Raw genomic sequence first — 24,585 nt, 5'->3', positions numbered from 1 at the left:
TCGTTAACGAATGTCAATTTATCAAAAACGCATGAATGATGCAATATCGAAATTATATGAGTGTCACTGACCTTTTCGTTTCGCAGCACTGGCATTGTCCAAAAAAAGACGGCCCCGCAGGGCCGCCCGATCGAACACGAGATGACTCGACACTATCAAGCATGGCCTTCCGGTGGCATGCCACGGCGTTTGGCGATTTCCGCCTTCATCGCCTTTTGCAGCTTCTCGAAGGCGCGCACCTCGATCTGGCGCACCCGTTCGCGCGAGATATTGTATTGCTGCGAGAGATCCTCGAGCGTCGTCGGATTGTCGCGCAGCCGCCGCTCGATGAGGATGTGGCGCTCGCGGTCATTGAGGGTTTTCAGCGCCGCGCCGAGCAGCGCCTTGCGGCCCGAGACCTCCTCCTGCTCGGCGATGACGGTTTCCTGGTTCTCACTGTCATCGACCAGCCAATCTTGCCATTCGCCCTCGCTATCGCTGCGGAGAGGCGCATTCAGGCTGTGATCGGGCGCCGTCAGGCGGCGGTTCATGTTGACCACATCCTGCTCCGGCACATCGAGCGCATGGGCGATCTTGGCGACCTGCTCGGGCTGGAGATCGCCGTCCTCGATCGCCTGCATCTGGCCCTTGAGCCGGCGGAGATTGAAAAACAGCTTCTTCTGCGCCGCGGTCGTGCCCATTTTGACCAGTGACCAGCTATGCAGGATGTATTCCTGGATGGCCGCGCGAATCCACCACATCGCATAGGTCGCGAGGCGGAAGCCGCGATCCGGGTCGAAGCGCTTGACCGCCTGCATCATGCCGACATTGCCCTCGCTGATCAGCTCGCCCATCGGCAAGCCATAGCCGCGATAGCCCATGGCGATCTTGGCGACGAGGCGGAGATGCGAAGTCACCAGCTTATGCGCCGCTTCGGTGTCTCCCTGGTCGCGCCAGCGATGCGCGAGCTCCAGCTCTTCTTCCGCGGAAAGCATCGGGAATTTGCGGATCTCCTGGAGATACCGCGAAAGATTGCCCTCCGGGGCAAGATTGGCGACGGCAGAGGCCATGGCAATAGGCTCCTTTCGTCCGGGCGGGAGCGGTTGCAAGGAACGGCCCCCAACGCCCGACATATTAGCGTGATGCGATCTGATGCGTCTTGATCTGTCGCAATTTCCGGCCGGTTATGTCGCCGGGTGAGGAAAACCCGGCTCCATCCCGCTCTGAGGTCCGGCGAGGTATCAGGCCGGACGAGAGACTCAGATCAACCGGGACGCGAGAAGAGGGGCGCATTCGTTGCCGAATCTCATACTGGACCAAAGCGGTCCGGTCAAGGAAAACCCGACATGATGAATAGGAATTAAGAATTCCGCGGCCCTGCCAGTAATCCGAGGAGGGCCTGGAAATCGGCCGGCGGCGGGGCTGAAAACGCCAGTTTGGCGCCGCTTCTCGGGTGGATGAAGCCAAGCTCGGCGGCGTGCAGCGCTTGCCGGGGGAAATCGAGCAGGCGCGCCCTGATCGCCGCCGGCACGGCTTTTGCCGCAGCGGGCACGCGGCGGAGATAGAGCGGATCGCCGATCAGCGGGTGGCCGTTGGCCGAAAGATGCACCCTGATCTGATGCGTCCGTCCCGTCGCCAAGCGACATTCGAGCAGCGAGACGGCGCCGAACCAACTCTCCCTGAGGCGATAATGGGTGAGCGCCGGCTTGCCACCGGAAGCCCGCACCGCCATGCGCTTGCGATCGCGCGGGTCGCGCCCGATCGCGCCCTCGATACTGCCCGCGGCCGGGCTGGGAAGGCCCCAGGCGAGCGCGAGATAGGTGCGTTCCAGCCTGCGTGTTGCGAAAATTTCCCCGAGTCGCGCCATCATCCATGCGGTCTTCGCGACCACCATCACGCCGGAGGTATCCTTGTCGAGGCGATGGACGATCCCGGGGCGTTTTTCGTCGCCGATGCCGGCGAAATCGTCGCCGCAATGGGCGAGGAGGGCGTTGACCAGGGTGCCGTCGCGATTTCCCGGCGCCGGGTGAACGACCAAACCCGCCGGCTTGTCGAGAACCAGCAAATCCTCGTCTTCGAACAGGACCGGGAAGGCAATCGCCTGCGCCGCCGGCCGAGCCGCGGCGGCCGGCGGCGGGGCGAGGGTGTAGCGCTCGCCGGCGCGGACTGGTGCTGCGGCATCGGTGAACACGACATCGCCGCGCCGCGCCGCGCCCGCCGCGATCAGCGCCTGAATGCGCGCGCGCGAGAGCGCCGGGAACGACGCGGCGAGAAACCGATCGACGCGCTGCCCGGCGGCGTCGGGCGGGGCGAGGATGGTCAAGGAGTCGTTCTCGGTCTCGCCCTCGGCAGCGGGCTGGGGTAAGGACGGTAGCATGACACAGAGCATAGCCGGTTCGGGCGCGCGCGCGCAGATGCCGATGGCGCATAGGCGGCAATCATGCGGACACTAAAGGCGATCACCATCATCATGGCGGTCCTGATCATCGTCGGGACGGCGACGCTCGCGGTGCTGATCGCGAAACGGCTGGCTGGCCCGCCGAGCATGACCGGGGCGGAGGTCGCGATCCGGCTCGACGAGCCGCCGGCGAGCGAAATCGCCGCGATTGCGAGCGAGGGGCCGGATCAGGTGGCCCTCCTCCTTCATGGTGGCGGACCGGACCGGGTGGTCGTGGTCGATCTCGCGCATGCGCGGGTGCGCGCGAGGATCGGCGTCAACCGCTGAGGGTTTCCGCCGCGCGCGGCGCCGGACAGGGTTGGTCGAAAAAATTCGCCGTCGCCGAGGCGCGCCCGACGATAGCGCGCAAGGCCGGGTTATCGGCACTGTTTTCGTCGGTCAGAGCGTCCATCGGCACGAAATATTCGTGCGGGTGGGGGATCTGGCTCGCGGCAAACCCCTGATAATGCCGGTTTTTCAGCCCGTAGAGGACGCGCAGATCGCGCACCGGCAGAACCAGCGGTGTCACCGGCTCGCGGCGGAGCAACCCGATCGCCTGCCAACGCGGCGTTTCCTCGTTGCTGCTGACCGGGGCGAGCAGCCATGGCACCGGACACACCGCAAGCAGCGATTGCGTGCTCGGGGCGAAGCGCGAGCGTTTGTCGAGCAGGTTTTGCAGCGATCCGCAGGCCTCGATGGCAAAAATATCCACATAAGGCTCCACAGGCGTGCCGCCGAAATTGAGCCATAGCCCATCGGGCAGGGTTCGCAGCCGATCGCTGCCAGGGAATTTCAGGAAAGGGTTGCAAGTTCCGGTTTTCACGTCTGGTCTGCCGCGCAGCCAGGTGTCTGCCCCTTGTGCGCGCGGCGCCAGCCCCGGCGGCCGCTGCGGCCATTTCTGCAAACGCGCCCGAACCAGCGCATCAAGTGAACGATACTCGTGCATTAAAATCTTCTCCCCCACCAGAGCACTGCCAGAGATTGCTAAGAAAGCAGCTTATATCGCCAAAAAGGAGAAGTTAAAAGGATTAATTTAACCACAGGTAGTTAATGCATGCGATTCACTCGCCATGGTGAAGCTGAGTTGTGGCCGGCGATGAAGATCTGAGCGTGAATTAAGAAAGATATTGTTGACGTTGCTCGGCGTCGAGGTTGCTTTCCTTCGAGGGGAACGCGAGTCTTTGGAATCTGTTGGCGGTCTTTCTTCAGATTACTTACTAACACCCTGTGGATAATTTTATCCACAAAGCGCCATGCAAAACGCACGAGTCTGATTTGTGAAATTTGCATTCAGGACGAGTCGCGTCCCTGCATGACCCTGACGCCCGACAGGCAGCAAAGGACGCGAACGGCCCGGCTCAGCGCCGCCCCCCAAAGGAGCTTATAAAGCGGGCTTATAAAAGGCTTGTCTCGGTCGTCGGGGATTTGGTTTTCTACAACACTGCGCAGCGGTAATCCGGCAGATCAAGCACCAGCATCCGGCCGGGCTGGTGGGTGATCGCGAAAGGCGGCCGCATCGCCGCGATCACCGCTTGCGGCGTAACCCCACAAGCCCAAAACACCGGCACTTCATCGGCCATCACCGTGACCGGCGCGCCATAATCCGGCCGGGCGAGATCCTCGATCCCGATCATCTGCGGAAGACCAAGATGCACGGGGGCGCCATGCACGAAGGGAAAGCGCGAGGTGATCTGCACCGCGCGGATTGCGTCGGCCGGGCGGAACGGCCGCATCGAGACCACCATCTTGCCCTGGAGCGGCCCGGCGGGGACGCAATCGATATTGGTGCGATACATCGGCACCTCGGTCCCCGCCGCGGCGTGGCGGAGCGTCATCCCCTCCGCGAGCAAAGCCGCCTCGAACGTGTAAGAACAGCCGATCGCGAAAGCGACGAGGTCATCGCGCCAGACCTCGCGCACCTCCATCGGTTCGGCGATGAGTTCGCCGTCCCGCCAGACGCGATAGCCGGGAAGATCGGTGCGCAAATCGAGATCCTCGGCAAGGCCAGGCAAATCGACCGCCCCCGGCTCCGAAACCCCGAGCAGCGGGCAGGGTTTCGGGTTGCGCTGGCAGAACCGCAGAAAATCGTTCGCGAGGTCGGCGGGAAGAACCACGAGATTGGCCTGGGCAAAGCCAAGCGCGAGCCCCGCGGTCGCGCCTGAGAATCCGGCCCGGCACGCGAGACGTGCCTCCCGCCCGGTTTTGAGTGTGGCGCGATCGCTGCGATCGGTTGCGAAATCCATGGCCAGTCCCTCCTGACTACATGCCGAGATAGGCGCGCCGCACCTCCGCATTGCCGGCAATCTCGGCGGCGGCGCCCGCGAGAACGATGCGGCCGGTCTGCATGACATAGGCACGATCAGCGATCGCCAACGTCTCGACAAGCCGCTGTTCGACGATCAGGATGGTGACGCCGCTGGCCCTGATCCGCGCGATCGCCGCGAAAATATCATCGACGAGGCGCGGCATGATGCCTTGGGAGGGTTCATCGAGCATCAGCAGGCGCGGCGCCGTCATCAAGGCGCGCCCAATCGCGAGCATCTGCTGCTCGCCGCCCGACAGCGTCTCGGCGCGCTGACGAAGCCGCTCGCGCAGACGCGGAAAAAGCGCGAAGACGAGATCGAGCGGGCGAAAACGCTCTGGCCCGCGCCGCGCATAGGCGCCGAGGCGGAGATTGTCCTCGACCGCAAGGCGCGGAAAGAGCCGCCTCCCCTCGGGCACCAGCGCGACGCCGAGGCGGCTGATCCGATGCGGCGCCAGACGTGCGATCGGTTTTCCGTCGAACAAGATCTCCCCCGCGGTCGCGACCTGGCCGGCGATGGCGCGAAGCAGCGTGCTTTTCCCGGCGCCGTTGGCCCCGACCACGGCGACGATCTCGCCCGGCGCGATCGCGAGATCGACGCCATGCAGCGCGGCAAGGCCACGATAATGCGCGGACAAGTGGCGGGTTTCGAGCAAGGGCCGCTCATCCGCCATAGCGGTCTCCGAGATAGGCGCGAATCACCTCCGGATGGCGGACGATCTCGGCCGGTGCCCCTTCGAGCAATTTTCGCCCGAGATTGAGCACGACCGCGCGATCGATCAGCGGCAGCAACACCTCCATCACATGCTCGACCATGATGATGGTTATGCCTTGCGCGCGGATATCGCGCACCAGCCGCATGCCGGCCTGCGCCTCGGTCGGCGTGAGGCCGGTGAGCATTTCATCGAGCAGCAAAAGCCGTGGCCGGGTTGCGAGCGCGCGGGCAATCTCGAGGCGGCGCTTCTCCGGCGGCGAGAGGCTATGCGCGGGCACATCACGCCGCGTGGTGAGGCCACAAAATTCGATCACCTCCCCTGCCCTCGCCATCGCCGCGGCGCTTCTGCGCGCACGCAGGAACGCGCCGACCATGACGTTTTCCAGAACGGTCATCGAATCGAAGCTGCGCACCACCTGAAACGTCCGCCCAATCCCGAGCCGGGCGCAGGCAACCGCGCCAATGCCGGCGATCTCCTGTCCCGCGAACCTGATTTCGCCGCGATCGGGGGCGATCTCACCGGCGATGATGTTGAACAGGCTGCTTTTGCCGGCGCCGTTCGGGCCGATGAGGCCGAGAATTTCGCCAGCCGCGACAGCGAAGCCGATATCGACATTGGCGGCGACGCTGCCAAAGGATTTGCTGATGCCACGGATTTCGAGGAGCGGCTCACCCATGCCCGGTTGCGCCCCGCGACGCGCGGATGTGGAAGAAACTGACCAGCCCCTCCGGGCGGGCAAGCGCCAACGCCATGATCAGCGCGCCATAGACCATGAGATCGATGCCGCCGGCGGCACTCCCGAGCCAGGCGACAGAAAGCTGCTGCACCGGGATCAGCACCGCAGCACCCAGAAGCGGCCCCCAGAGCGTGCCGATGCCACCGACCACGGCGGGCAGCGCGATCAGCACCGAAAGCGAGAGATCGAGCGTGCTGTCAGGATCGATGAAGCCAATATACTGCGCATAGAGCGCGCCGCCGATGCCGGTCGCCGCCCCGCTGATCGCCGCCGCGGCAAGCTTGCTCGGATAGATGCTGACGCCGAGGCTGCGCGCCGCCGCGACATCATCCTTCACCGCGCGCCAGGAAAACCCCCAGCGCGAGCCCTCGATCAGCCAGGCGACAAACCAGATCAGCGCGGCGTAGGCGAGCATGACATAATGAAATGGCAGGATCGCGGTGCGGAAGGCAAGGTTGGCCCAGCTTTCGCCGTGAAAGGGAATGGTGATCCCTTGCGCGGCATTGATGAAATCCCAATTCGCCGCGAGCAATGCCGCCATCATGCCGATGACCAGGGTCGCGATCGCGTAATAATGGCCGCTCAAGCGAAAACACGGCAGGCCGACCAGAAAGGCCGCGAACCCGGCAAGGCCGCCCCCCGCGAACATGCCAAGGAGCGGCGAAATCCCGAGCCGGGTGAAAAGCAGCGTCGAGGTATAGGCGCCGATCCCGAAATAGAGCGCATGGCCGAGGGAAATTTGCCCGCAATAGCCGCCGAGGATGTTCCATGCCTGTGACAGGCCGGCATAGAGCAATGTGAGCACGATCAACCCGCGCAGATAAGCATTGCCAACACCAAACGGCAGCGCGGCCAGCACGACGAGGACAACGATGCCGAGCCAAAGCTCGCGCCGACGCCGCGCCACGAGCGTTCCCCTCACCGCGCCCGCCATCAGAGGCGCCCGAACAGGCCGCGTGGCCGGACCATCAGAACCGCGAGATAGATCACGAAAATCCCGATCTGCTTTAAGGCGGGATCGATGAAAAGCGCGGTGAGCGCTTCGGTGAGCCCGATGATCAGGCCGGCAACCAGGGCCCCGAACATCGAGCCGAAGCCGCCGAGTGCGACGGTGATATAGGCGATGAGCGCGAAATTGGTGCCGACATCAGGGGCGATATAATAGAAGTTCGCCAGCATGACACCGGCGATGCCGACGCTCGCCGTCCCGATCCCCCAGCCGATCCCAAACACCCGGTCGCGATCGATACCGATCAGCGCGACCGCTTCATGATCCTCGCGCGTCGCCTCCAGCGCCCGGCCGAATTCGGTGCGCGACAGCAATGCGAGGGCGAGAAAGACCAGAAGCGCGACGATCCCGCTCACCACCAGCGGCAGCGGCAGGATGATCCCGTTCAACGCAAATGTCCGGCCGCCGAGAAGAGTTTTATTGATGCTTTGAAAATCACTGCCGAACAGAAACTCCGCGGCGCCGACAAGAAAGATCGAAAGCCCGAAGGTCACGAAAATCTGCACCATCCCGGCATTGACGCGGACCGCAAGAGTGCGCGCGATCAGGCCACGATAAATCGCAACCCCGGCGATGAACAACAGCAAGGCGACCAATGGCAGTTGCAAAAGCGGGTCAAGGCCGGTCGCGCGATGGATGAGCAAGGTTGCATACATCGCGACCATGAGCAGGGCGCCATGGGCGAAATTGACCACGTCCATCAGGCCGAAGATCAGCGTGAGCCCGGCGGCAACGACGGCGTAGACCAGCCCCATCAGCAGGCCGCCAAGCGCCACCTGAGCGATCAGGGCGCCAGTCATGGCGCGGCAAGCCGGAGCACGCGCGTCACCGCGCGATATGCCAGATCGGCGGCGCGGTCGCGATCTCGAACGGAAACACCGCCCGCCACTCGCCTTTTTGTTGCTGCAAAATCACCGGATTGCTTTTGATGTTTTGCCCGGTTGCATCGAACTTGACACCCGCCCACGGCATAATCGTCTGATCACCCGGGATGTCGGTCGCGCGCAGCGCCTCGCGCAGTGCCATGTTATTGGTCGATTTCGCGCGGTTGAGCGCATCGGCGAGAACCTGCAGCGCGGTCAGTTCGCGCGCCGTCAGATCATTGAGATCCTTGTTCGCGCCGCTCGCTTTGAAAAGCGCGTTGACCGCCGGAATCGCCGGGCGTTGCGTCACGGCATCGATCGCGAACGCCGAACGGCTCATCACGCCCTCGGCAAGCGTGCCGACCGCGGCGATGAAAGCGGGATCGATGAAACCGGCATCCTGGGCCATGATCGCGCGCGGCGTATAGCCGACATCATGCATCGCGCGGACGAGCAGGATCGCATCGCTGGTGTAAGACGACGGCATCAAAACATCGGCATCGGCGGCGCGCAGTCGCTCGGCCTCGACCGAGAGGGAGGGGATGTTGGCCTGATAGGAAATATTGGCGAGCACCTTGATCCCGGCGGCCTCGGCCATGCTCACTTGGAGCTTCGCGCTGTCGCTGCCGAACACCGAGTTTTCGTGAATGATCGCAACCGTTTTCACCTTCTCGCCGGTCTTTTCACCGAACGCCGCGAAACAGTCGAACATCGCCTTGGTGAAATCGATATCAGTCGGCGAGGGGCGAAAAAACCAGTCGAGACCCTGCTTGTTGAGGCTTGGCGAAGAATTGTCGGCGGAGATATAGGGAATTTGATAGCGGTTGCAGATCTGGCTGATGGTGACCGCGGTCGCGCTGGTGTAACTCCCGATCACCGCGACCACGTGGTCTTCGGTGATGAAGCGTTCGGCGGCGCTGCGGGCGATTTGCGGGTTGTTCTGGCTGTCGGCGAAAAGCAACTTGACCTTGGCGCCGCCCAGCCCGGCAAGGCCGCCGCCTTTCCCGAGCAGCATCGGAATATCGTGATCGCCGTTGATGATAGCGGCCATGGTTTCGAGGGCGTGCTTGGCGTCCTGGCCGATCGCCGCGGCATTGCCGCTCAGGGGAAAGACGGCGCCGATCGTGATCTCGTCCGCCGCCCGCACGGCGCGCGCAAATCCGGCGCCGAGCCCGATCGCCGCGGTTCCCGCGAATAAATGTCGTCGTGTGACGCCGGTCATCTCGATCACTCCTTCCGGTTGTTCCTGCGCAAATCACGGGTCGCGCTGTCATCGACAGCACCCGCGGCGGTGAGGGCGACACGATAGACGACGCGCGCCTCATCCTCGCTCACCACGCCGTCGCGGACATCGCGCGCCACCGCCTCCGGCGCACGCGCATCGGGCGGGCCCATGCCGCCGCCGCCGGGGAGTTTTAAAATCAGCCTGTCGCCATCGGGAATAATCTGAAATCCCTTGGCGCGCAGCGGCGCCCCGGATTTGAGCCCGACATAGCCGGCGGCGCCCTCATGCCCGCCATCCCGCCCGCGCGGCGGATGCTGAATGCGATCAAAAATCGCGTTGCAGGCGAATTCCATGTCGTCAAGGGCAGCGATTTCCATGATCTGGCCAAGCCCGCCGCGCGTCCGCCCGGCGCCGCCCGAGCCCGGCCGCAATTCCTTGCGCCAGATGACGATCGGGGCGACGTTCTCGGTCGCTTCCACCGGCATCGTCCGCACGCCAGAGGGGAATGCGGTGGCGTCGAGCCCGTCGCGCTGTCGGCGCGCGCCGGTGCCGCCGGAATTGAAGGTGATGATTTCGAAATCCGGCGGCATACGGTTGCCCTCGCGCCGCGAGGACACCCCCGCGCCGCCGCGCAACGGCGGGTTCCAGAGGCAGGACGAACCCTCCGCCGCGACCCGGTCAGGCACCGCCTGATGAAGGCACCCCATCATCAGATCGGGGAGGAGCTGGCCGATGACATGGCGGACCGAAACCGGCGCCGGATGTCGCGCATCGAGGATGCAGCCCTCGGGAATCTTCATACGAAACGGCTGCAAACTCGCCCAGTTGTTCGGAACCTCCGGCGCCACCACCACCTTGATGCCAAACGACGCATAGGCGCGGCAATAAGCCGCCGGAACATTGATCCCGCGCGCCGCGGCCGGCGATGTACCGTCGAAATCAACGCGGATATCGTTCTCGCCGACCGTCATCGCGGCCCTCAAGGTGATCGGCGCGTCATAGCCATCCGAATGGATGCTCGAGTGGTAAATCCCAGGTGGGATCTCGGCGATTGCCGCCTCGGTCGCGCGGAGACTGCTTGCGAAAATGAACTCGGCGAGCCCGGCGAGGCTATCGATCCCGAATTCATCGAGCATTTCGCCAAGCCTGCGCGCCGCGGTGTCGTTGCAGGCCGAGAGCGAATAGACATCGCCCTCGAGCTCAACCGGAAGCCGGCTACCGGCGCGCAGGAATTCGAAAAACGTCTCGTTCGGCCGCCCGGCCTCGAAACAGCGGAGGATCGGGATATAGAGCCCTTCCTCGAACACCGAGCGCCCATCAGGCCCCATGCCGAGGCCGCCGATATCGATCACATGGGCGGTGTTGGCGAGCAGGCCGATCATCGTCCCGCGATGAAAAACCGGCGTCACCACCGTCAGGTCATGCAAATGCCCGGTGCCGAGCCAGGGATCATTGGTGATGTAGTGATCACCCTCGCGCATCGTGTGGGCGGGGAATTTTTTTAGGAAATGGCCAACGCTTTCGCTCATCGCGTTGACATGGCCGGGCGTTCCGGTCACCGCCTGGGCCAGCATGCGGCCCTCGAGATCGAAGACGCCAGCGGAAAGATCGCCGGCCTCGCGCACCGTGGTGCTGAAAGCGGTGCGAATCATCACCTGCGCCTGTTCTTCCACCACCGCGATCAGGCGGTTCCACATCACCTGGTGGCGAATTTTCGCGAGTTCCGGCGCAGCGTTCATCGGCTTTCATCCCCTTCTCTCTCGCGCGTCAGCATGAGCCAGCCTTGCGCGGTGACATCGCCGCGCCAGGCAGCGCCGAGCAATGTCGAGGTTTCGGCTTCGGCGATGATCGCGGGACCAAGGATGCGATCGCCGGGCGAGAGCGCATCGCGCGCATAAATCGCCCAATCGGCTTCGATGCCGGTCGCGCCATCGCGCACTTTCCGCCGCTCGGCGCTCCGCACCGCGCGTATCATCGGATGTGGCGGCGGCGGCGCGGGCTCGGGGAGAATGGTTTCCTGGACCAGGAAATAGCTCAGCACCTCAATCTCCGAGCCCGGCACGGGACGATTGTAAAACCGCGCATAGGCGGCCTCATAGTCGCGCTTGATCGCCGCGCGATCCTCGGGCTCGAGATCACGCACCGGGAGGGGGATGGAAATTTCATGCCCCTGGCCGACATAGCGCATGCTCGCCATCCGTGTCTCGCGGATCGCGGCCCCGAAGCTCGCTGGGGCCACCACGTCGCGCGCCTCATGCGCCATCTCCGCGAAAAGCGCGTTGACGGCGGCGATATCGAGGCTCGCGAGACGCTGATAGAGGCTGCGCACCGCCTCAAAACCGATCGCGGCGCGGAGAAACCCGATCGCACTGCCAACCCCGGCGCCCGAGGGCACGAGCACCTGATCGATGCCGAGCTTCTCTGCGATCCGCGTCGCGTGCACCGGCCCGCCGCCGCCGAACGCGATCAGAGTGCGGCCTTCGAGCGCGGTCGCGGCTTCGATGGCGTGCACGCGGGCGGCGTTGGCCATCGCCTCGTCGACGATTTCGATGACACCGACCGCGGCCATCGCGCTCGAGAGGCCAAGCGGCGCGCCAACCGCCCGCATCAAAGCAGTCCGCGCGGCGTTCGCATCGAGCGGCAAGCGGCCGCCGGCAAAGAGAGCCGGATCATAGCGGCCGAGTTCGAGATTGGCGTCGGTCACCGTCGGCCGGGTGCCGCCGCGCCCATAGCAGGCGGGGCCGGGATCGGCGCCAGCGCTCTCAGGCCCGACGGCAAGGCGGCCAAGGCTGTCGATGCGCGCCTCGCTGCCGCCACCGGCGCCGATCTCGACCATCTCGATCACCGGAATCCTGAGCGGCAGACCCGATCCCTTGCGAAACCGCCCGACCCGCGCGACCTCGAAGCCACGCGCTTCATGGGCGCGATGGTCATCGACAAGGCAGACCTTCGCCGTGGTGCCGCCCATGTCGAAGGAGAGCACGCGATCGAGCCCGGCCTCACGCGCGATGGCGGCGGCGAAAATGGCGCCGCCGGCCGGGCCGCTTTCAACGAGGCGGATCGGAAACCGGCAGGCGGTCTCGATCGTCGTCAAGCGGCCGCCGGACTGCATGAGATAAACCGGCGCGGTGAACCCGACTTCGCGCATCCCGGCCTCCAGCCGGCGGAGATAGCGCGCGATCGCGGGCTGGACATAGGCATTGGCGACGGTGGTCGAAAACCGCTCCCATTCGCGCATTTCCGGCGCGACCTCGGCCGCGAGCGAGAGCGGAATGCCGGGAAGCAATGACGCGAGCAGCGAGGCCGCGCGCCGCTCATGCGCGGGGTTGACGAAACCATGCAGAAACCCGATCGCGATGCTCTCGATCTTCGCGCGCGTCAGCGTCGGCGCGAGCGCGCACACGGCCTCCTCATCGAGCGGGCGCAACACCCGCCCGGCGCGATCGAGCCGTTCGGGCACGGTGAAGCGCAAATGGCGCGGCACCAAAGGCTCAGGCAGCTCGATATTGAGATCGTATTGATCGTAGCGGCTTTCGTTGCGCATCGCGAGAACATCGCGAAAGCCCTCTGTGGTGATGAAGGCGGTGCGCGCGCCCTTGCGCTCGATGATGGCGTTGGTTGCGAGCGTGGTACCATGCACGACGAGCGCGACCTCAGCCGGCGCGATATCGGCATCTGCTAAAATTCGCTGCATGCCATCGAGAACACCGCACTCGGGGGCTGCGGGCGTCGTCAGAAGCTTCGTGGTATAGCGGCGGCCAGCGCTTTCCAGCACGACATCGGTGAAGGTGCCGCCGATATCGACCGCCAACCTGATCTGCCCGCCTTTTTCCGCCGGAGCTGTCCGATCCCGCATCCCAAGCCCTTTTTCCCCTGTCGCACCGCAGCATGAAGAGTTTCGCGGAACTGTCAAATCATCGTCTTCGCCTCTCGCCATGCCGCGTCAAACATGACAATTTCGTCGCAGCGAAGAGCGGACGCTCGCCATCGCGTGATCGGTCCCGGAAGGAAATTCATGAAAACCCTGTTTACCGCCATGCTCGGCACCGAGACCAACAGTTTTTCGGCGCTGCCGACGGGGCTCCGGATGTTCGAGGAAACCTGCCTCTACCGCCGCGCGAATTATGGCGAGGCGGCACCGCTTTATGCCGTTCCCCTCGTCGCCTGGCGCGAGATGGCGGCGGCGCGGGGTTGGCGGGTGATCGAGAGTCTCTGCGCCTTCGCCCAGCCCGCCGGCCCCACGGTGCGCACGGTCTATGAGGCGTTTCGCGATGAGATCCTCGCCGATCTCAAGGCCGCGATGCCGGTCGATGCGGTGCTGTTGTCGCTGCATGGCGCGATGATCGCGGAAGGCTATGACGATGCCGAGGGCGATCTGCTCGCGCGGGTGCGCGCGATCGTCGGGCCGGACGTTGCGATCGGCGCCGAGTTCGATCTTCATGCCAATATCAGCCGCGCGAAATGCGAGAACGTGACCGCGCTCGTTTTGTTCAAGGAATATCCGCATACCGATGTCGGCGAGCGCGCACGCGAACTCTTCACGATCATCGCCGATGCCATAGAAGGAAAGACGCGCCCGGTGATCGGCTGGTTCGATTGCCGCATGGTCGGCGTTTTTCATACCACACGCCAGCCGATGCGCGGCTTCGTCGATCGTGCTAGCGCCCTCGAGGGGCACGACGGCGTGCTTTCGGTCTCGATCGTGCACGGCTTCCCCTGGGCCGATGTCGCCGATATGGGGAGCAAGATCATCGTTGTCACCGATGGTGATCGGGACAAGGCGGCGCGGCTCGCGGCCGAACTCGGGCGGGAATTCTTCGCACTCCGCGCGGCGATCAGCCCACCTTATGTGACGCTCGATGACGCCATGGAGCGTGCCGCGCATTATCGTGGGGCACGCCCGTTGGTTCTCGCCGATGTCGCCGACAATGCTGGCGGGGGGGCTGCGAGCGATTCGACGTTTGTGCTGGAGGCGATGCTCGCGCGCGGGGTCGAGAACGCCGCGATCGCCATGATTTGGGATCCGATGGTGGTCAGGCTGGCGTTCGAGGTTGGGGTGGGCGCCGCTTTCGCCCTCCGGCTCGGCGGCAAACTCGGGCGGTTTTCGGGCCAGCCGCTCGATCTCGAGGCACGCGTCATCGGCCTCGCGCGTGACGTCTCCATCCCGTTCGGGGGCGCGATGGCGCCGGCCGGCGATCTCGCGGCGTTCGCGGTCGGCGCCATCGCCATCGTCTGCAGCACGATCCGCACCCAATGTTTCAGCCCGGTCTGCTTCACCGCCGCCGGCATCGATATCGGCGCGCGCCGCGTCCTCGTGGTCAAATCGATGCAGCATTTCCATGCCGCTTTTGCCCCGATCGCCGGGGACATTCTTTATGTCGCAGCGCCAGGCGCGGTTTCGCCCGTTATCACCGCCCTCCCCTATCGCAAAGCGTCGCGCGATCAGTGGCCGTTCGTCGAAAATCCCGCAACGGGCGGATAATGGGGCTGACATAGACGGGGCGCTGGACGCGCAGGGAGAGCCCATGCTTTACCGCGATAGCCATCCCCAAAAATCAAACCCTAAAATTGATGACAGGCTCTAATTGTCATGTATAGCAGTGGGAGATTAACAAAACGATCTCTACACCAATTCTCGGCCGGCGAGCCGTTCCAGCACCCGAAGCGGGCTGCGTTCGGGGTGAAGCAAGCGATCGTTGGGGAGATGAAAAGTTTGTTCCAGGGCGAAGCGGCCGGACATCGCGGCGTGCAGCACCTGATCGGTATAGACGATCCAGGTCGAGCCCGGCGGGAAGGCGAGTTTTATCCGCGGCGCCTCGCGCTGATAGGTGTGATCGAGCTTCCCTTGATCGTGTAGGCCGAGCATCAGGAAATCATAGGGGCTCCGCCGCCCTTTGGTGAGGCCGATGCGCTCCATGAACCAGGCGGCGCCCGGCAGCGGGCGGCGGAGACGCGGGAGGAATTTCTTGGCGAAATCCGCGAACGGCTCGCCCACCTCCCAGTGCCGCAGCGTGTCGTCGGGCGCGATATTGGAAAACACGCGGAGGATGCGCTTGCCGCGCATCGGCCGGCTCGGGAAGGCATCGACATGGAGCCGGCGATCATCGTGGCGGGGCGAGGTCGGGCGGCCGGCGATCTCGACGGGGCGGAAGCTGGTGCGGGCGCGCTCGAGACCGATGTCATAGGCGGGGATGAGGCCGACCAGCAATGAACGGGCCTGGCGGCCGAAGCGATCCAACATCGCCGCGAGCTTTTTTTCCTCGACGCCGGCGAGCGTGGTCGCCCCGATCTGGCCGGTAAGTGGGTCGAAACTCACATTCTTGCGGCTGTGATCGGACACTTTATCGTCGAGAAAGCCCGCCTCCTCGGGGCGCAAACGAAAGGCGAGATCGGGGAAAAACAGGACTTTGCCGGCCTCGAGCGCATCGCCGGCGCGCGCGATCGTGTCTGGCGCGAAGGGGCCTTCCCAAGTGAGGCCGCGAAATTCCTCGACCACGTCGATTGCCTGCATCATCCGCCTCCGGAAGAGATTTTTTCCATCCGTATCATTCGCGTCGCAATACCCGATCGACGAGAAAGCTCGCCAAGCCATGGGCCGCGAAATCCCGGCGCAGCGCCATTTCATCATACCCGTCTCGCACCCAATCGGGAAATGACAGCCGCCCCTCCGCCTCGCGCGCGTAGGACAGCAGCAAAGCATCGAGAATGCCGACCCGGGAAGTCCGGAAATGTCCGTAGCGCCAGGAAAGCGCCGCCATCGCCCGCGCAACCGGAACGCCGTTCAAAATCAGGAACACGGCGGCGGCGAAGCCGGCGCGATCGGCGCCGGATTTGCAGTGGATCAGCGCCGGTTCGGCCATGGTTTGCAAGGTTTCGATCAGGCCGAGCAGATCGGCGCGCCCCGGCGTGCGGCTGGCGATCGGCGCATCGATGAAGCGCAGGCCGAGCCGCTGCGCCGCCTCACGCGAGAGGGCGTCCGAGCCATTGCCGCAGGGGCCGCGGAGATTGACCACGGTGCGGAGATGCCAGCGTCGCGCCATGGCGCGGAGCCGCGCCGGCGTCGGATGGTTGGAGCGGTAGAGCCGCCCCGGCACCACCACGCCGGCATTGCTCCACACCAGCCGGAACACCGCGTGATCGGTGAGCAGGCTATCGAGCCAGGCGAGCCGCCGCCCACCGGGCGCGGCGAGGTCACCGCGAAAGAACGTGTCCATGCCAGACCTCGTTCATGTCCCGCTCACCGGATCGCGCCCGACCCGCACCCGCTCGACGCGCCGCCCATCCATCGCCAATACCTCGAACCGCCAGCCGCCGAAGACAATGCGGTCGCCCGCTTGCGGCACCCGGCGGAGCAGGGCGAGGATCAGCCCGGCGAGCGTATGATAACTGCCTTCCGCCGGCAGCGCCGGGAGGTCGAGCTGCGATTTCAGCTCATCGACCGGCATCAAGCCGTCCAGAACCCGCTCGGTCTCGGGCTGGTTGGGCTGCGCCGGCTCCGGCGGCGGTTCGTTGAGGTCGCCGACGATCGCCTCCAGAAGATCGGTCGCGGTCACCAGCCCCTCGAAACTGCCGTATTCGTCCATCACCACGGCGATCCCGAGCGGGTCGGATTTGAGACGCGCCAGGGCATCGAGGGCGGAGACGCGGTCGGGGATCACCATCGGCTGGCGCAGGCTGGCTGCGAGCGAAAATTCGCCGCCATCGAGCAAGCGGTCGAGAATGTCCTTGGTCTGGACGATGCCGACGACATTATCCACCGCGCCATCGCAGACCACGAAGCGCGAATGCGGCGAGGCTTTGAGGGTCGCGATGATGTCGCGGCGGGGATCGGTGCGGTCGATCCAGGTGATTTCGGTGCGTGGCGTCATGATCGCGCGGACCGGCTTGTCGGCAAGGCGCAGCAGGCGCTCGATCATGTCGCGCTCCTCGGTCTCCAAGACGCCGGCCTTGGTGCCTTCGAGCAGGAAGGCACGCAATTCCTCCTCCGTCACCTCGGGGCCGCGTTTCTGGGTCTGGCCGAGAAGCCGCAGCACCAGGGCCGAAGAGCGACCGAGCAGCCAAACAACCGGGGCGCCGATGCGCGCGAGCAAGGCGACCGGGCGGGCGACAAGCACCGCCGTTCGCTCCGGCCAGCGCAGCGCCAGCTGCTTTGGCACCAACTCACCGAACACCAAGGTGAAATAGGTAATCGCAACCACCACCACGATATAGGCGAGACTACTCGCCCAGGCGCCGATCACCGGCAGCGGCGCGAGCCACAGCGCGAGGCGCGTCGCCAGCCGGGCGCCGCCGACGACGCCGGCGACAATCCCGATCAAGGTCATCCCGATCTGAATCGTCGGCAGGAAACGCTGCGGGTCTTCCGCCAAGACGCGGGCGAGGGCGGCGCGCGGCTCGCCCTTGCGTTCCAGCACCGCAAGGCGGGCGCGGCGCGCCGAAACGAGGGCGAGTTCGGAGAGCGCGAACAGGCCGTTGAGCCCGATCAGCAGCAGAATGACGATGATTTCGATGGCCGCGCGCATGCTGCTCCGGTGATGCGCGATCGCTTCCGCGCCGTCAAATAGGCGCATCGTGCGCGCAACCAAGGGAGAGCACCCGCCGCGGGTTGATGGTGCGCCACGGCTGCGCCATGATTGGCCGGCAAGAGGCGGGAGGAAGCAGCGCGTGAACACGTGTCGCGTTATCACGGGTCGATCGGTGGCGGGGGGCGAGACCGGCAGGCGGCATTGCCGGACATGAGCGCTCCCGAGATGCGGCGTTTCGCCTCCCTGACCCCGTTGCTCGCGCCGCGTTCGGTCGCGGTGATCGGTGCGTCCGACGACCCGACCCGGATCGGCGGCCGGCCGATCGCTTATATGTTGCAACAGCGTTTTTCCGGCCGGCTGATGCCGGTGAACCCGAAACGCGAGACGGTGCAGGGACTTCCCTGTTTTCCGAGCATCGCCGACCTGCCCGAGACGCCGGATGTCGCGATCGTCGCGGTGCCGGCGGCGTTCGCTGTCGAAACCGTTGCCGCGCTCGCCGCGCGCGGGGTCAGGGGCGCGATCGTCTTGACCGCGGGTTTCGCCGAGATGGATGCCGCCGGGGCGGCGGCGCAGGCGGAAATGGTGGCGCGCGCACGGGCCTCTGGCATGCGGCTCCTCGGCCCCAATTGTCTCGGCCTTTTCAACGCGCGGCTTGGCTATTACCCGACTTTCACGGCGTCCCTCGAGACCGGGTTTCCGCTGCCCGGGCGGATCGGCGTTGCGAGCCAGTCTGGCGCCTATGGGACGCACCTTTTCGCCATTGCGCGCGGCCGCGGCCTCGGCACGCCGCTCTGCATCACCACCGGCAATGAGAGCGATGTCACCGTCGGCGAGGTCATCGGCTGGCTCGCGGAAGACCCCGACACCGACGTCATCGCCGCCTACGCCGAGGGCATTCGCGAGGCGGAAAGTTTTCTCGCGGCCCTCGCGGCGGCGCGCGCCGCCAAAAAGCCGGTGGTGCTGATGAAGGTCGGGCGCAGTGCCCTCGGTCAGGCGGCGGCGCAGTCCCATACCGCCTCGATCGCCGGTGATGACGCCGTGACCGATGCCGTGCTCGCCGAATTCGGCGTGGTGCGCGCCGCGACCACCGAGCAGATGCTGGATATCGCCTATGCCGCGACCAAGCGCATCTATCCCGCGCGCAACAGCCTCGGGGTGATCACGGTGAGCGGCGGCGCCGGGGTTTTGATCAGCGACGCCGCCGAGGCGCTCGGCCTCCCGATGCCCGAGATGCCGGCGCCGGCGCAGGCGGCCTTGCGCGCGCTGGTGCCGTTTGCGGCGCCGCGCAACCCGGTCGATTGCACGGCGCAGGTGCTGAACGATCTTTCGCTGGTCGGGCGTTTCGCCGAAAGCATGGTCGCCGATGGCGGCTATGCCTCGGTGCTCGCGTTCTTCTCGCAAACCGGCGGCGCCGCCTCCATCGCGCCGAAACTACGCGCCGAACTCAACGCGGTACGGAGCGCGCATCCCGAGCGCCTCTTCGTGCTCTCGGTGGTCGCTGACCAGACACGTGTGCGCGCCTATGAGGAAGACGGGTTTCTGGTGTTCGAGGATCCCTCCCGCGCGGTCGCGGCGATCGCGGCGATGGGGCGTTTCGGCGCCGCTTTCGCGGCCCCCTCGCCGCCGCCGCCGGCGCCCTTGCCGAAGGTGGCGCTGCCGGCCGCAACCCCGAGCGAGGCAGAGGCCAAACGGCTGCTCGCGGAAGCCGGGATCGTCTGTGTTCCCGAACAGGTCGCGGCAACCGCCGAGGAGGCGATCGCGGCGGCCGCGGCCCTCGGCTATCCGGTGGTGATGAAGATTCTCTCCCCGGATATTTTGCATAAATCTGAAATCGGCGGGGTGCTGCTTGGTCTCGGCGATGCCGATGCGGTACGCGCCGGGTTTTCGACCTTGATCGCGCGCGCGAAAGCCGCGCGGCCGGAGGCGCGAATCGAGGGGGTTCTGGTCGCAAAAGCAATGACCGGCGGGGTCGAATGCCTGCTCGGCGTCCATCGCGACCCGGTGTTCGGCCCGATCGCGGCGTTCGGTTTGGGCGGAATTTTCGTCGAGGTGCTGCGCGATGTCGTTTTCCGCCGCTGCCCGTTCGGCGTCGAGGTCGCGGAAGCGATGATCCGCTCGGTCCGCGCCGCCCCTCTCTTGCTTGGCGCGCGCGGCCGGCCGGCGGCCGATATTCCGGCGCTGGCGCGGATGTTGTCGGCACTTTCTCGATTCGCCGCCGCCGCCGAGGCCGATCCTCGCGGCCGGCGGCTCCGCGCGATCGACCTCAACCCGGTTTTTGCCTTGCCCGAAGGCGCCTTTGCCGCCGACGCGGTGATCGAGATGGGAGAATGACATGGCCATCGATCCAGAAAAATTGCTGAATTACCCCATCCCCGAGGTGCGCCAGCAGGTCACCCAGCGGGATACGATTTTTTATGCGCTTTCGATCGGGCTCGGGCAGGATCCGATGGATCGACGCCAGCTTGATTTCCTCGACCACCATCGCGCACTCAAAGCTTTTCCGTCCATCGCCGTGGTGCTCGGCCATCCCGGCTTTTGGGCGGCGCGGCCGGATACCGGGATCGATGCGGTTCGCGTTGTGCATGGCGAGCAGGGCATCGTCTGGCATCACCCGATCCCGGTCGAGGGCGAAATCATCGGCCGCACCCGCATCACCGGCCTGATCGACAAGGGGGCGGGAAAGGGGGCGCTGATGTATAGCGAGAAGCAGGTGATCGAGGCGGCGAGCGGCAAACTGCTCGCAACCCTCACCAGCACCACGTTTCTGCGCGGCGATGGTGGTTTCGGCGGCCCGTCGGGACCGGTGAAGCCGGTCCATCCGGTGCCCGAGCGCGCGCCTGCGCTCTCCCTCGATCTTGCGACGAGGCCCGAACAGGCGCTCTATTACCGTCTCAACGGCGATGACAACCCGCTGCACGCCGATCCCGATTTCGCCGCCCGCGCCGGCTTTCCTCGCCCGATTTTGCACGGGCTGTGCACGCTCGGCGTCGTCTGCCACGCATTGCTCAAGACGCTTTGCGATTACGATCCGGCCGGGCTCAAGGAGATGGATCTGCGCTTTTCCTCCCCGGTCTATCCGGGGGAGACCATCCGCACCGAGATCTGGCCGGAGGAAGGGGCGTTTCGCGCCCGCGTCGTTGAACGCGACGTGATCGTCGTCAATAATGGCCGGGTGGTGCGCGCGCGATGATTGACCGTATCGTCAAGACCATGGCGGAAGCGATGGCGGGGATCGAAGATGGCGCGGTGCTGCTGCTCGGCGGCTTCGGCAGCGTCGGCCAGCCGCAGGCGCTGATCGACGGGCTGATCGAGCAGGGGGCGAAAGACCTCACGGTCGTCGCCAATAACGCCGGCAGCGGCGGGGAAGGTTTGGCCAAGCTGCTTGCGCTCGGGCGGGTGCGGCGGATCGTTTGCTCCTATCCACGCAGCCCGAGTTCGACGGTATTCGAGGACCTCTACAAGGCCGGCAAAATCGAGCTGGAGCTGGTGCCGCAAGGCACGCTCGCCGAGCGGATGCGCGCCGCCGGCGCCGGCGTTCAAGCCTTTTTCACCCCGACTTCTTATGGCACCAAGCTTGCCGCCGGCAAGGAAACGCGCGAGATCAATGGCCGCAACTGCGTCCTCGAATACGCGCTCTTCGGCGATGTCGCGCTGATCGAGGCGTGGCAGGCCGACCGCTGGGGCAATCTCACCTATCGCCGCTCGGGGCGGAATTTCAACCCGGTGATGGCAACGGCGGCGAAGCTCACCATCGCCCAGGCGCAGCACATCGTCGAACTCGGTGCGCTCGACCCGGAGGCGGTGGTGACGCCGGGGATTTTCGTCGACCGCGTGATCCATGTGCCTTATGGCGACCCGCCGATCTGAGGGCGGCACGATTGGAGGAGAGAAGAATGGCCGATAACAGCAGCGCCGCCTTTACCCCGCTCGACCGCGTCGGCATGGCCGCGCGGCTCGCGCGCGACGTGCCGGAGGGTTGGTATGTCAATCTCGGGATCGGCATCCCGACCCTGGTCGCCGATCATGTGCCGCTCGATCGCGAGGTGATTTTCCACTCCGAGAACGGCGTCCTTGGGATGGGGCCGGCGCCGGCGCCGGACAAAGTCGATCCCTGGCTGATCAATGCCGGGAAGCAATTGGTGACGCTGCGCACCGGCGGCTGCTTCGTCCACCATGCTGACAGTTTCGCGATGATCCGCGGCGGCCATCTCGATCTCTGTGTCCTCGGCGCCTATCAGGTGGCGGCCAACGGCGATATCGCGAATTGGGCGACGAGCGAGAACGACACCGCGCCGGCGGTCGGCGGCGCGATGGATCTCGCGGTCGGGGCGAAAAGATTGTGGGTGGTGATGGAGCATCAGACGAAAGACGGGCGTCCACGCCTCGTGAATGCGCTCAGCTATCCGCCGACGGCGCTCGGCGCGGTCAAGCGGGTCTATACCAATCTCGCGGTGCTCGATGTCGAGGCGCGCGGCTTCGTCGTCCGCGATATCGTGCCTGGGCTTTCCTTCGCCGAGTTGCAGGCGCGGAGCGAAGCCAAGCTTCATCTCCCTTCATGAGCGGAAACGACGCAACCGCCGAAAGCGTGCGCCTGATCCAGGACAGCGCCGGCGCGATCGCCCCACGCGGCGGCGATTTCCGTCGCATCCGCGCGCTTCGCTTCTCCCCGCTTGGCTTCGATCGCGCGGTTTGGAGCGAAATCTGCGCGATGGGCTGGGTTGGTCTTTTGCTTCCCGAAGACCAAGGCGGCGCCGGGCTCGGGATGGCAGAATATTGCGCGCTCGCCGAGGCATTGGGCGCGGGGCTGGTGCCAGAGCCGTTGATCGCGGCGGTGCTTGTCGCGGGGTTTCTGCCCGACCCCTGGCGCGCCGATCAGCTCGCCGGCAAGCGCCTGGTGCTGCCGGCCTGGCAGGAGGCGCCAGGCGCACTGCTCGCGCCGTTTTCGACCAGTCTTGCCGATGGCGCGCTCTCCGGGCGCAAGATCTTCGTGCCGATGGCAAACGCCGCCGACGCTTTCCTGGTCGCCACCAATACCGGGCTCGCGCTGGTTCCAGCGGATGGCGAGGGGGTCTCACTGGTAACCGCGCCGACCCAGGATGGCGGGCATTTCGGCACCCTGACGTTCGAGGATAGCCCGGCGATCGCCCTCGCCGGTGATTTCGCCTCTGCCCTCGAGGCGGCGGCTTTGGCGACCAGCGCCTATCTCCTCGGCGTGATGGATCGGGTGTTTGCGCTCACCCTCGATTATCTCCGCACGCGCGAGCAATTCGGCCGTAAGATCGGCAGCTTTCAGGCTTTGCAGCACCGCGCCGCCGATCTCAAAATCCTGCTCGAGCTGACCCGTGCCTCGGTCGCTTCAGCGGCGGCGGTGTTTGACAGCCATGATGATAACGCCGCGCGCGCCTGCGCAGTGTCGCGGGCGAAGGCACGTGCAACCGACGCCGCGCTGCGGATGACCCGCGAGGCGATCCAGCTCCATGGCGGCATCGCCTATACCGATGAGTTCGATATCGGCCTCTTTCTGCGCAAAGCGATGGTGGTCGCCGGACAATTCGGCACCAGCGCCTGGCACCGCGCGCGTTACGCAGCACTCGCGCCCGAAGATGAGGAGTAACGCGCATGCAGACTTCTCCCGCCGACGATCTCAACGCCCTCGATGACGAGGCCTTCCGCCATGTCGTGCGGCGCTGGGTTGCGGAAAATTATCCGCCCGAGATCCGCAATCCGCCCAAGCGCCTCCATTGGCGCGAAAACAAGGTCTGGTATCTGAAACTCGCCGAGAAGGGCTGGCTCGCGCCGGGCTGGCCGCGCGAATATGGCGGCATGGGGCTCTCGGCCGGAAAGCAGCTCATCATGATCGAGGAGTTCGAGCGTTTCGGCTGCGCGCGCACCAATGATCACGGCGTGGTCATGGTCGGCCCGCTCCTCATCCGCTATGGTAGCGAGGCGCAAAAACGCAGCTTTCTTCCCAAAATCCTCAGCGGTGAGCATATCTGGTGCCAGGGCTATAGCGAGCCCAATGCCGGCTCCGATCTCGCCGCCTTGCGCACCGAAGCGGTTTTGGACGGCGATCATTGGGTGATCAACGGCCAAAAGACCTGGACCACGCTCGCGACCGACGCCAACTGGATTTTTCTCCTCGCCCGCACCGACAAAGCCGCGAAGAAGCAAGAAGGGATCAGCTTTTTTCTGGTGCCGATGGATGCGCCGGGCGTCACCGTCCGCCCGATCATCAATCTCGAACTGCATGACGAGTTTTGTGAGACGTTTTTCGACAATGTCCGGGTGCCGAAGGAAAATCTGGTCGGCGAGGTGAACAAAGGCTGGACGATGGCCAAGGCGCTGCTCGGCTTTGAGCGCATTTTCCTCGGCTCGCCCCGGCAATCGGCCTATGCCTTGATCCGCTTGAAGCGCCTTGCCGAACATGTCGGCTGCGCCGATGATCCGCTGTTCCGCGATCGCTACACCCGGCTTCGCCTCGATCTCGCCGATCATCGCGCGCTCTATGAAACGCATGTCGCGAAGCTCAGGCGCGGCGAGGCGCTGGGCGCCGATGTCTCGATGCTGAAAGTCCACCAGAGCGAATTGTTCCAGCGCATCACCGATGCCATGATGGAGATTGCCGGCGAGGAGGGCGGGCTTCTCGAGCCCATCGAGGGAAATCGTGATCTTCACCCCGCCGGGCTTTTCATCCAGGCGCGCCCGACCAGCATCTATGGCGGCACCAACGAAATCCAGCGCAATATCCTCGCCAAGAACGTGCTCGATCTGCCGGGCTGACATGAACGCCGCT

At 65.2% G+C, this 24,585-nt stretch carries 22 protein-coding genes; 8 read left to right on the top strand and 14 right to left on the bottom strand.

Annotated elements, in window-relative coordinates; genetic code table 11:
* Positions 1-155 precede the first annotated feature (155 nt).
* Both rpoH and DEF76_RS09435 read right to left on the bottom strand, forming a co-directional pair.
* Positions 156-1,049, bottom strand: coding sequence for an RNA polymerase sigma factor RpoH (gene rpoH, locus DEF76_RS09440; protein ID WP_114912123.1), 894 nt, complete (start codon positions 1,047-1,049; stop codon positions 156-158).
* Between the two features lie 290 nt (positions 1,050-1,339).
* A complete protein-coding gene (locus DEF76_RS09435; RefSeq protein WP_114913782.1) occupies positions 1,340-2,356 on the bottom strand; it encodes an RluA family pseudouridine synthase in 1,017 nt (338 codons plus the stop codon).
* A gap of 63 nt (positions 2,357-2,419) precedes the next feature.
* Between DEF76_RS09435 and DEF76_RS09430 the strand changes: the two genes are divergently transcribed.
* The gene (locus tag DEF76_RS09430) at positions 2,420-2,704 is read left to right on the top strand and encodes a hypothetical protein (RefSeq protein WP_114912122.1); all 285 of its coding nucleotides are present in this window, start codon (positions 2,420-2,422) and stop codon (positions 2,702-2,704) included.
* Here the strand turns inward: DEF76_RS09430 and DEF76_RS09425 are convergent.
* The 9 genes from DEF76_RS09425 to DEF76_RS09385 form a co-directional block, all read right to left on the bottom strand.
* Positions 2,694-3,239, bottom strand: coding sequence for a hypothetical protein (locus tag DEF76_RS09425; RefSeq protein WP_240318963.1), 546 nt, complete (start codon positions 3,237-3,239; stop codon positions 2,694-2,696). The genes DEF76_RS09430 and DEF76_RS09425 overlap by 11 nt on opposite strands.
* 610 nt (positions 3,240-3,849) lie before the next feature.
* Entirely contained in the window at positions 3,850-4,659 is an 810-nt protein-coding gene (locus tag DEF76_RS09420) for a putative hydro-lyase (RefSeq protein ID WP_114912120.1), read from the bottom strand.
* 16 nt (positions 4,660-4,675) lie between these two features.
* The gene (locus tag DEF76_RS09415; RefSeq protein ID WP_114912119.1) at positions 4,676-5,392 is read right to left on the bottom strand and encodes an ABC transporter ATP-binding protein; all 717 of its coding nucleotides are present in this window, start codon (positions 5,390-5,392) and stop codon (positions 4,676-4,678) included.
* The gene (locus DEF76_RS09410; protein ID WP_114912118.1) at positions 5,382-6,110 is read right to left on the bottom strand and encodes an ABC transporter ATP-binding protein; all 729 of its coding nucleotides are present in this window, start codon (positions 6,108-6,110) and stop codon (positions 5,382-5,384) included. The genes DEF76_RS09415 and DEF76_RS09410 overlap by 11 nt, the downstream gene beginning before the upstream one ends.
* Entirely contained in the window at positions 6,103-7,104 is a 1,002-nt protein-coding gene (locus DEF76_RS09405) for a branched-chain amino acid ABC transporter permease (protein ID WP_114912117.1), read from the bottom strand. Before DEF76_RS09405 ends, DEF76_RS09410 begins: the two co-directional genes overlap by 8 nt.
* A complete protein-coding gene (locus DEF76_RS09400; protein ID WP_114912116.1) occupies positions 7,104-7,979 on the bottom strand; it encodes a branched-chain amino acid ABC transporter permease in 876 nt (291 codons plus the stop codon). Before DEF76_RS09400 ends, DEF76_RS09405 begins: the two co-directional genes overlap by 1 nt.
* 25 nt (positions 7,980-8,004) lie before the next feature.
* On the bottom strand, positions 8,005-9,264 hold the full coding sequence (locus tag DEF76_RS09395) for an ABC transporter substrate-binding protein (protein WP_114913781.1): 1,260 nt from the start codon (positions 9,262-9,264) through the stop codon (positions 8,005-8,007).
* A 5-nt stretch (positions 9,265-9,269) separates the two neighbouring features.
* Positions 9,270-11,006: a hydantoinase B/oxoprolinase family protein gene (locus DEF76_RS09390; RefSeq protein ID WP_114912115.1), complete on the bottom strand. Its 1,737-nt coding sequence runs from the start codon at positions 11,004-11,006 to the stop codon at positions 9,270-9,272.
* Positions 11,003-13,123: a hydantoinase/oxoprolinase family protein gene (locus DEF76_RS09385; protein ID WP_114912114.1), complete on the bottom strand. Its 2,121-nt coding sequence runs from the start codon at positions 13,121-13,123 to the stop codon at positions 11,003-11,005. Before DEF76_RS09385 ends, DEF76_RS09390 begins: the two co-directional genes overlap by 4 nt.
* Before the next feature lie 159 nt (positions 13,124-13,282).
* Here DEF76_RS09385 and DEF76_RS09380 point away from each other — a divergent pair, with 159 nt between their 5' ends.
* A complete protein-coding gene (locus tag DEF76_RS09380; RefSeq protein ID WP_114912113.1) occupies positions 13,283-14,749 on the top strand; it encodes a M81 family metallopeptidase in 1,467 nt (488 codons plus the stop codon).
* Positions 14,750-14,890: 141 nt separating this feature from the next.
* Here DEF76_RS09380 and DEF76_RS09375 read toward each other — a convergent pair whose 3' ends face one another.
* The 3 genes from DEF76_RS09375 to DEF76_RS09365 are packed head-to-tail and all read right to left on the bottom strand — an operon-like array spanning position 14,891 to position 17,789.
* Positions 14,891-15,778, bottom strand: a complete 888-nt coding sequence (locus DEF76_RS09375; protein WP_162800582.1) for a Kdo hydroxylase family protein — start codon at positions 15,776-15,778, stop codon at positions 14,891-14,893.
* Positions 15,779-15,812: 34 nt separating this feature from the next.
* On the bottom strand, positions 15,813-16,481 hold the full coding sequence (locus DEF76_RS09370) for a tyrosine-protein phosphatase (RefSeq protein WP_114912111.1): 669 nt from the start codon (positions 16,479-16,481) through the stop codon (positions 15,813-15,815).
* 12 nt (positions 16,482-16,493) lie between these two features.
* Positions 16,494-17,789, bottom strand: a complete 1,296-nt coding sequence (locus DEF76_RS09365; protein WP_114913780.1) for a hemolysin family protein — start codon at positions 17,787-17,789, stop codon at positions 16,494-16,496.
* Between the two features lie 213 nt (positions 17,790-18,002).
* Between DEF76_RS09365 and DEF76_RS09360 the strand changes: the two genes are divergently transcribed.
* Genes DEF76_RS09360 through DEF76_RS09335 form a run of 6 tightly spaced genes read left to right on the top strand, consistent with a single transcriptional unit; the run spans position 18,003 to position 24,572 of the window.
* Positions 18,003-20,123, top strand: a complete 2,121-nt coding sequence (locus DEF76_RS09360) for an acetate--CoA ligase family protein (protein ID WP_114912110.1) — start codon at positions 18,003-18,005, stop codon at positions 20,121-20,123.
* A 1-nt stretch (position 20,124) separates the two neighbouring features.
* Positions 20,125-20,982, top strand: coding sequence for a MaoC family dehydratase (locus DEF76_RS09355; RefSeq protein WP_114912109.1), 858 nt, complete (start codon positions 20,125-20,127; stop codon positions 20,980-20,982).
* Entirely contained in the window at positions 20,979-21,659 is a 681-nt protein-coding gene (locus DEF76_RS09350) for a 3-oxoacid CoA-transferase subunit A (RefSeq protein WP_114912108.1), read from the top strand. Before DEF76_RS09355 ends, DEF76_RS09350 begins: the two co-directional genes overlap by 4 nt.
* A 26-nt stretch (positions 21,660-21,685) precedes the next feature.
* Complete coding sequence (locus tag DEF76_RS09345; protein ID WP_240319190.1) at positions 21,686-22,351, top strand: 3-oxoacid CoA-transferase subunit B; 666 nt, start codon at positions 21,686-21,688, stop codon at positions 22,349-22,351.
* Positions 22,348-23,406 (top strand): acyl-CoA dehydrogenase family protein, encoded by a 1,059-nt coding sequence (locus tag DEF76_RS09340; protein WP_114912107.1) that lies wholly within the window; start codon positions 22,348-22,350, stop codon positions 23,404-23,406. The genes DEF76_RS09345 and DEF76_RS09340 overlap by 4 nt, the downstream gene beginning before the upstream one ends.
* Positions 23,407-23,411: 5 nt before the next feature.
* Positions 23,412-24,572 (top strand): acyl-CoA dehydrogenase family protein, encoded by a 1,161-nt coding sequence (locus DEF76_RS09335; protein WP_114912106.1) that lies wholly within the window; start codon positions 23,412-23,414, stop codon positions 24,570-24,572.
* Positions 24,573-24,585: the final 13 nt, after the last annotated feature.

Source organism: Acidibrevibacterium fodinaquatile (assembly GCF_003352165.1).
GTDB classification, from domain to species: domain Bacteria; phylum Pseudomonadota; class Alphaproteobacteria; order Acetobacterales; family Acetobacteraceae; genus Acidibrevibacterium; species Acidibrevibacterium fodinaquatile.
The sequence above is the reverse complement of the archived record's forward strand: the minus strand, read 5'-3'. Positions and strand labels throughout refer to the sequence as shown.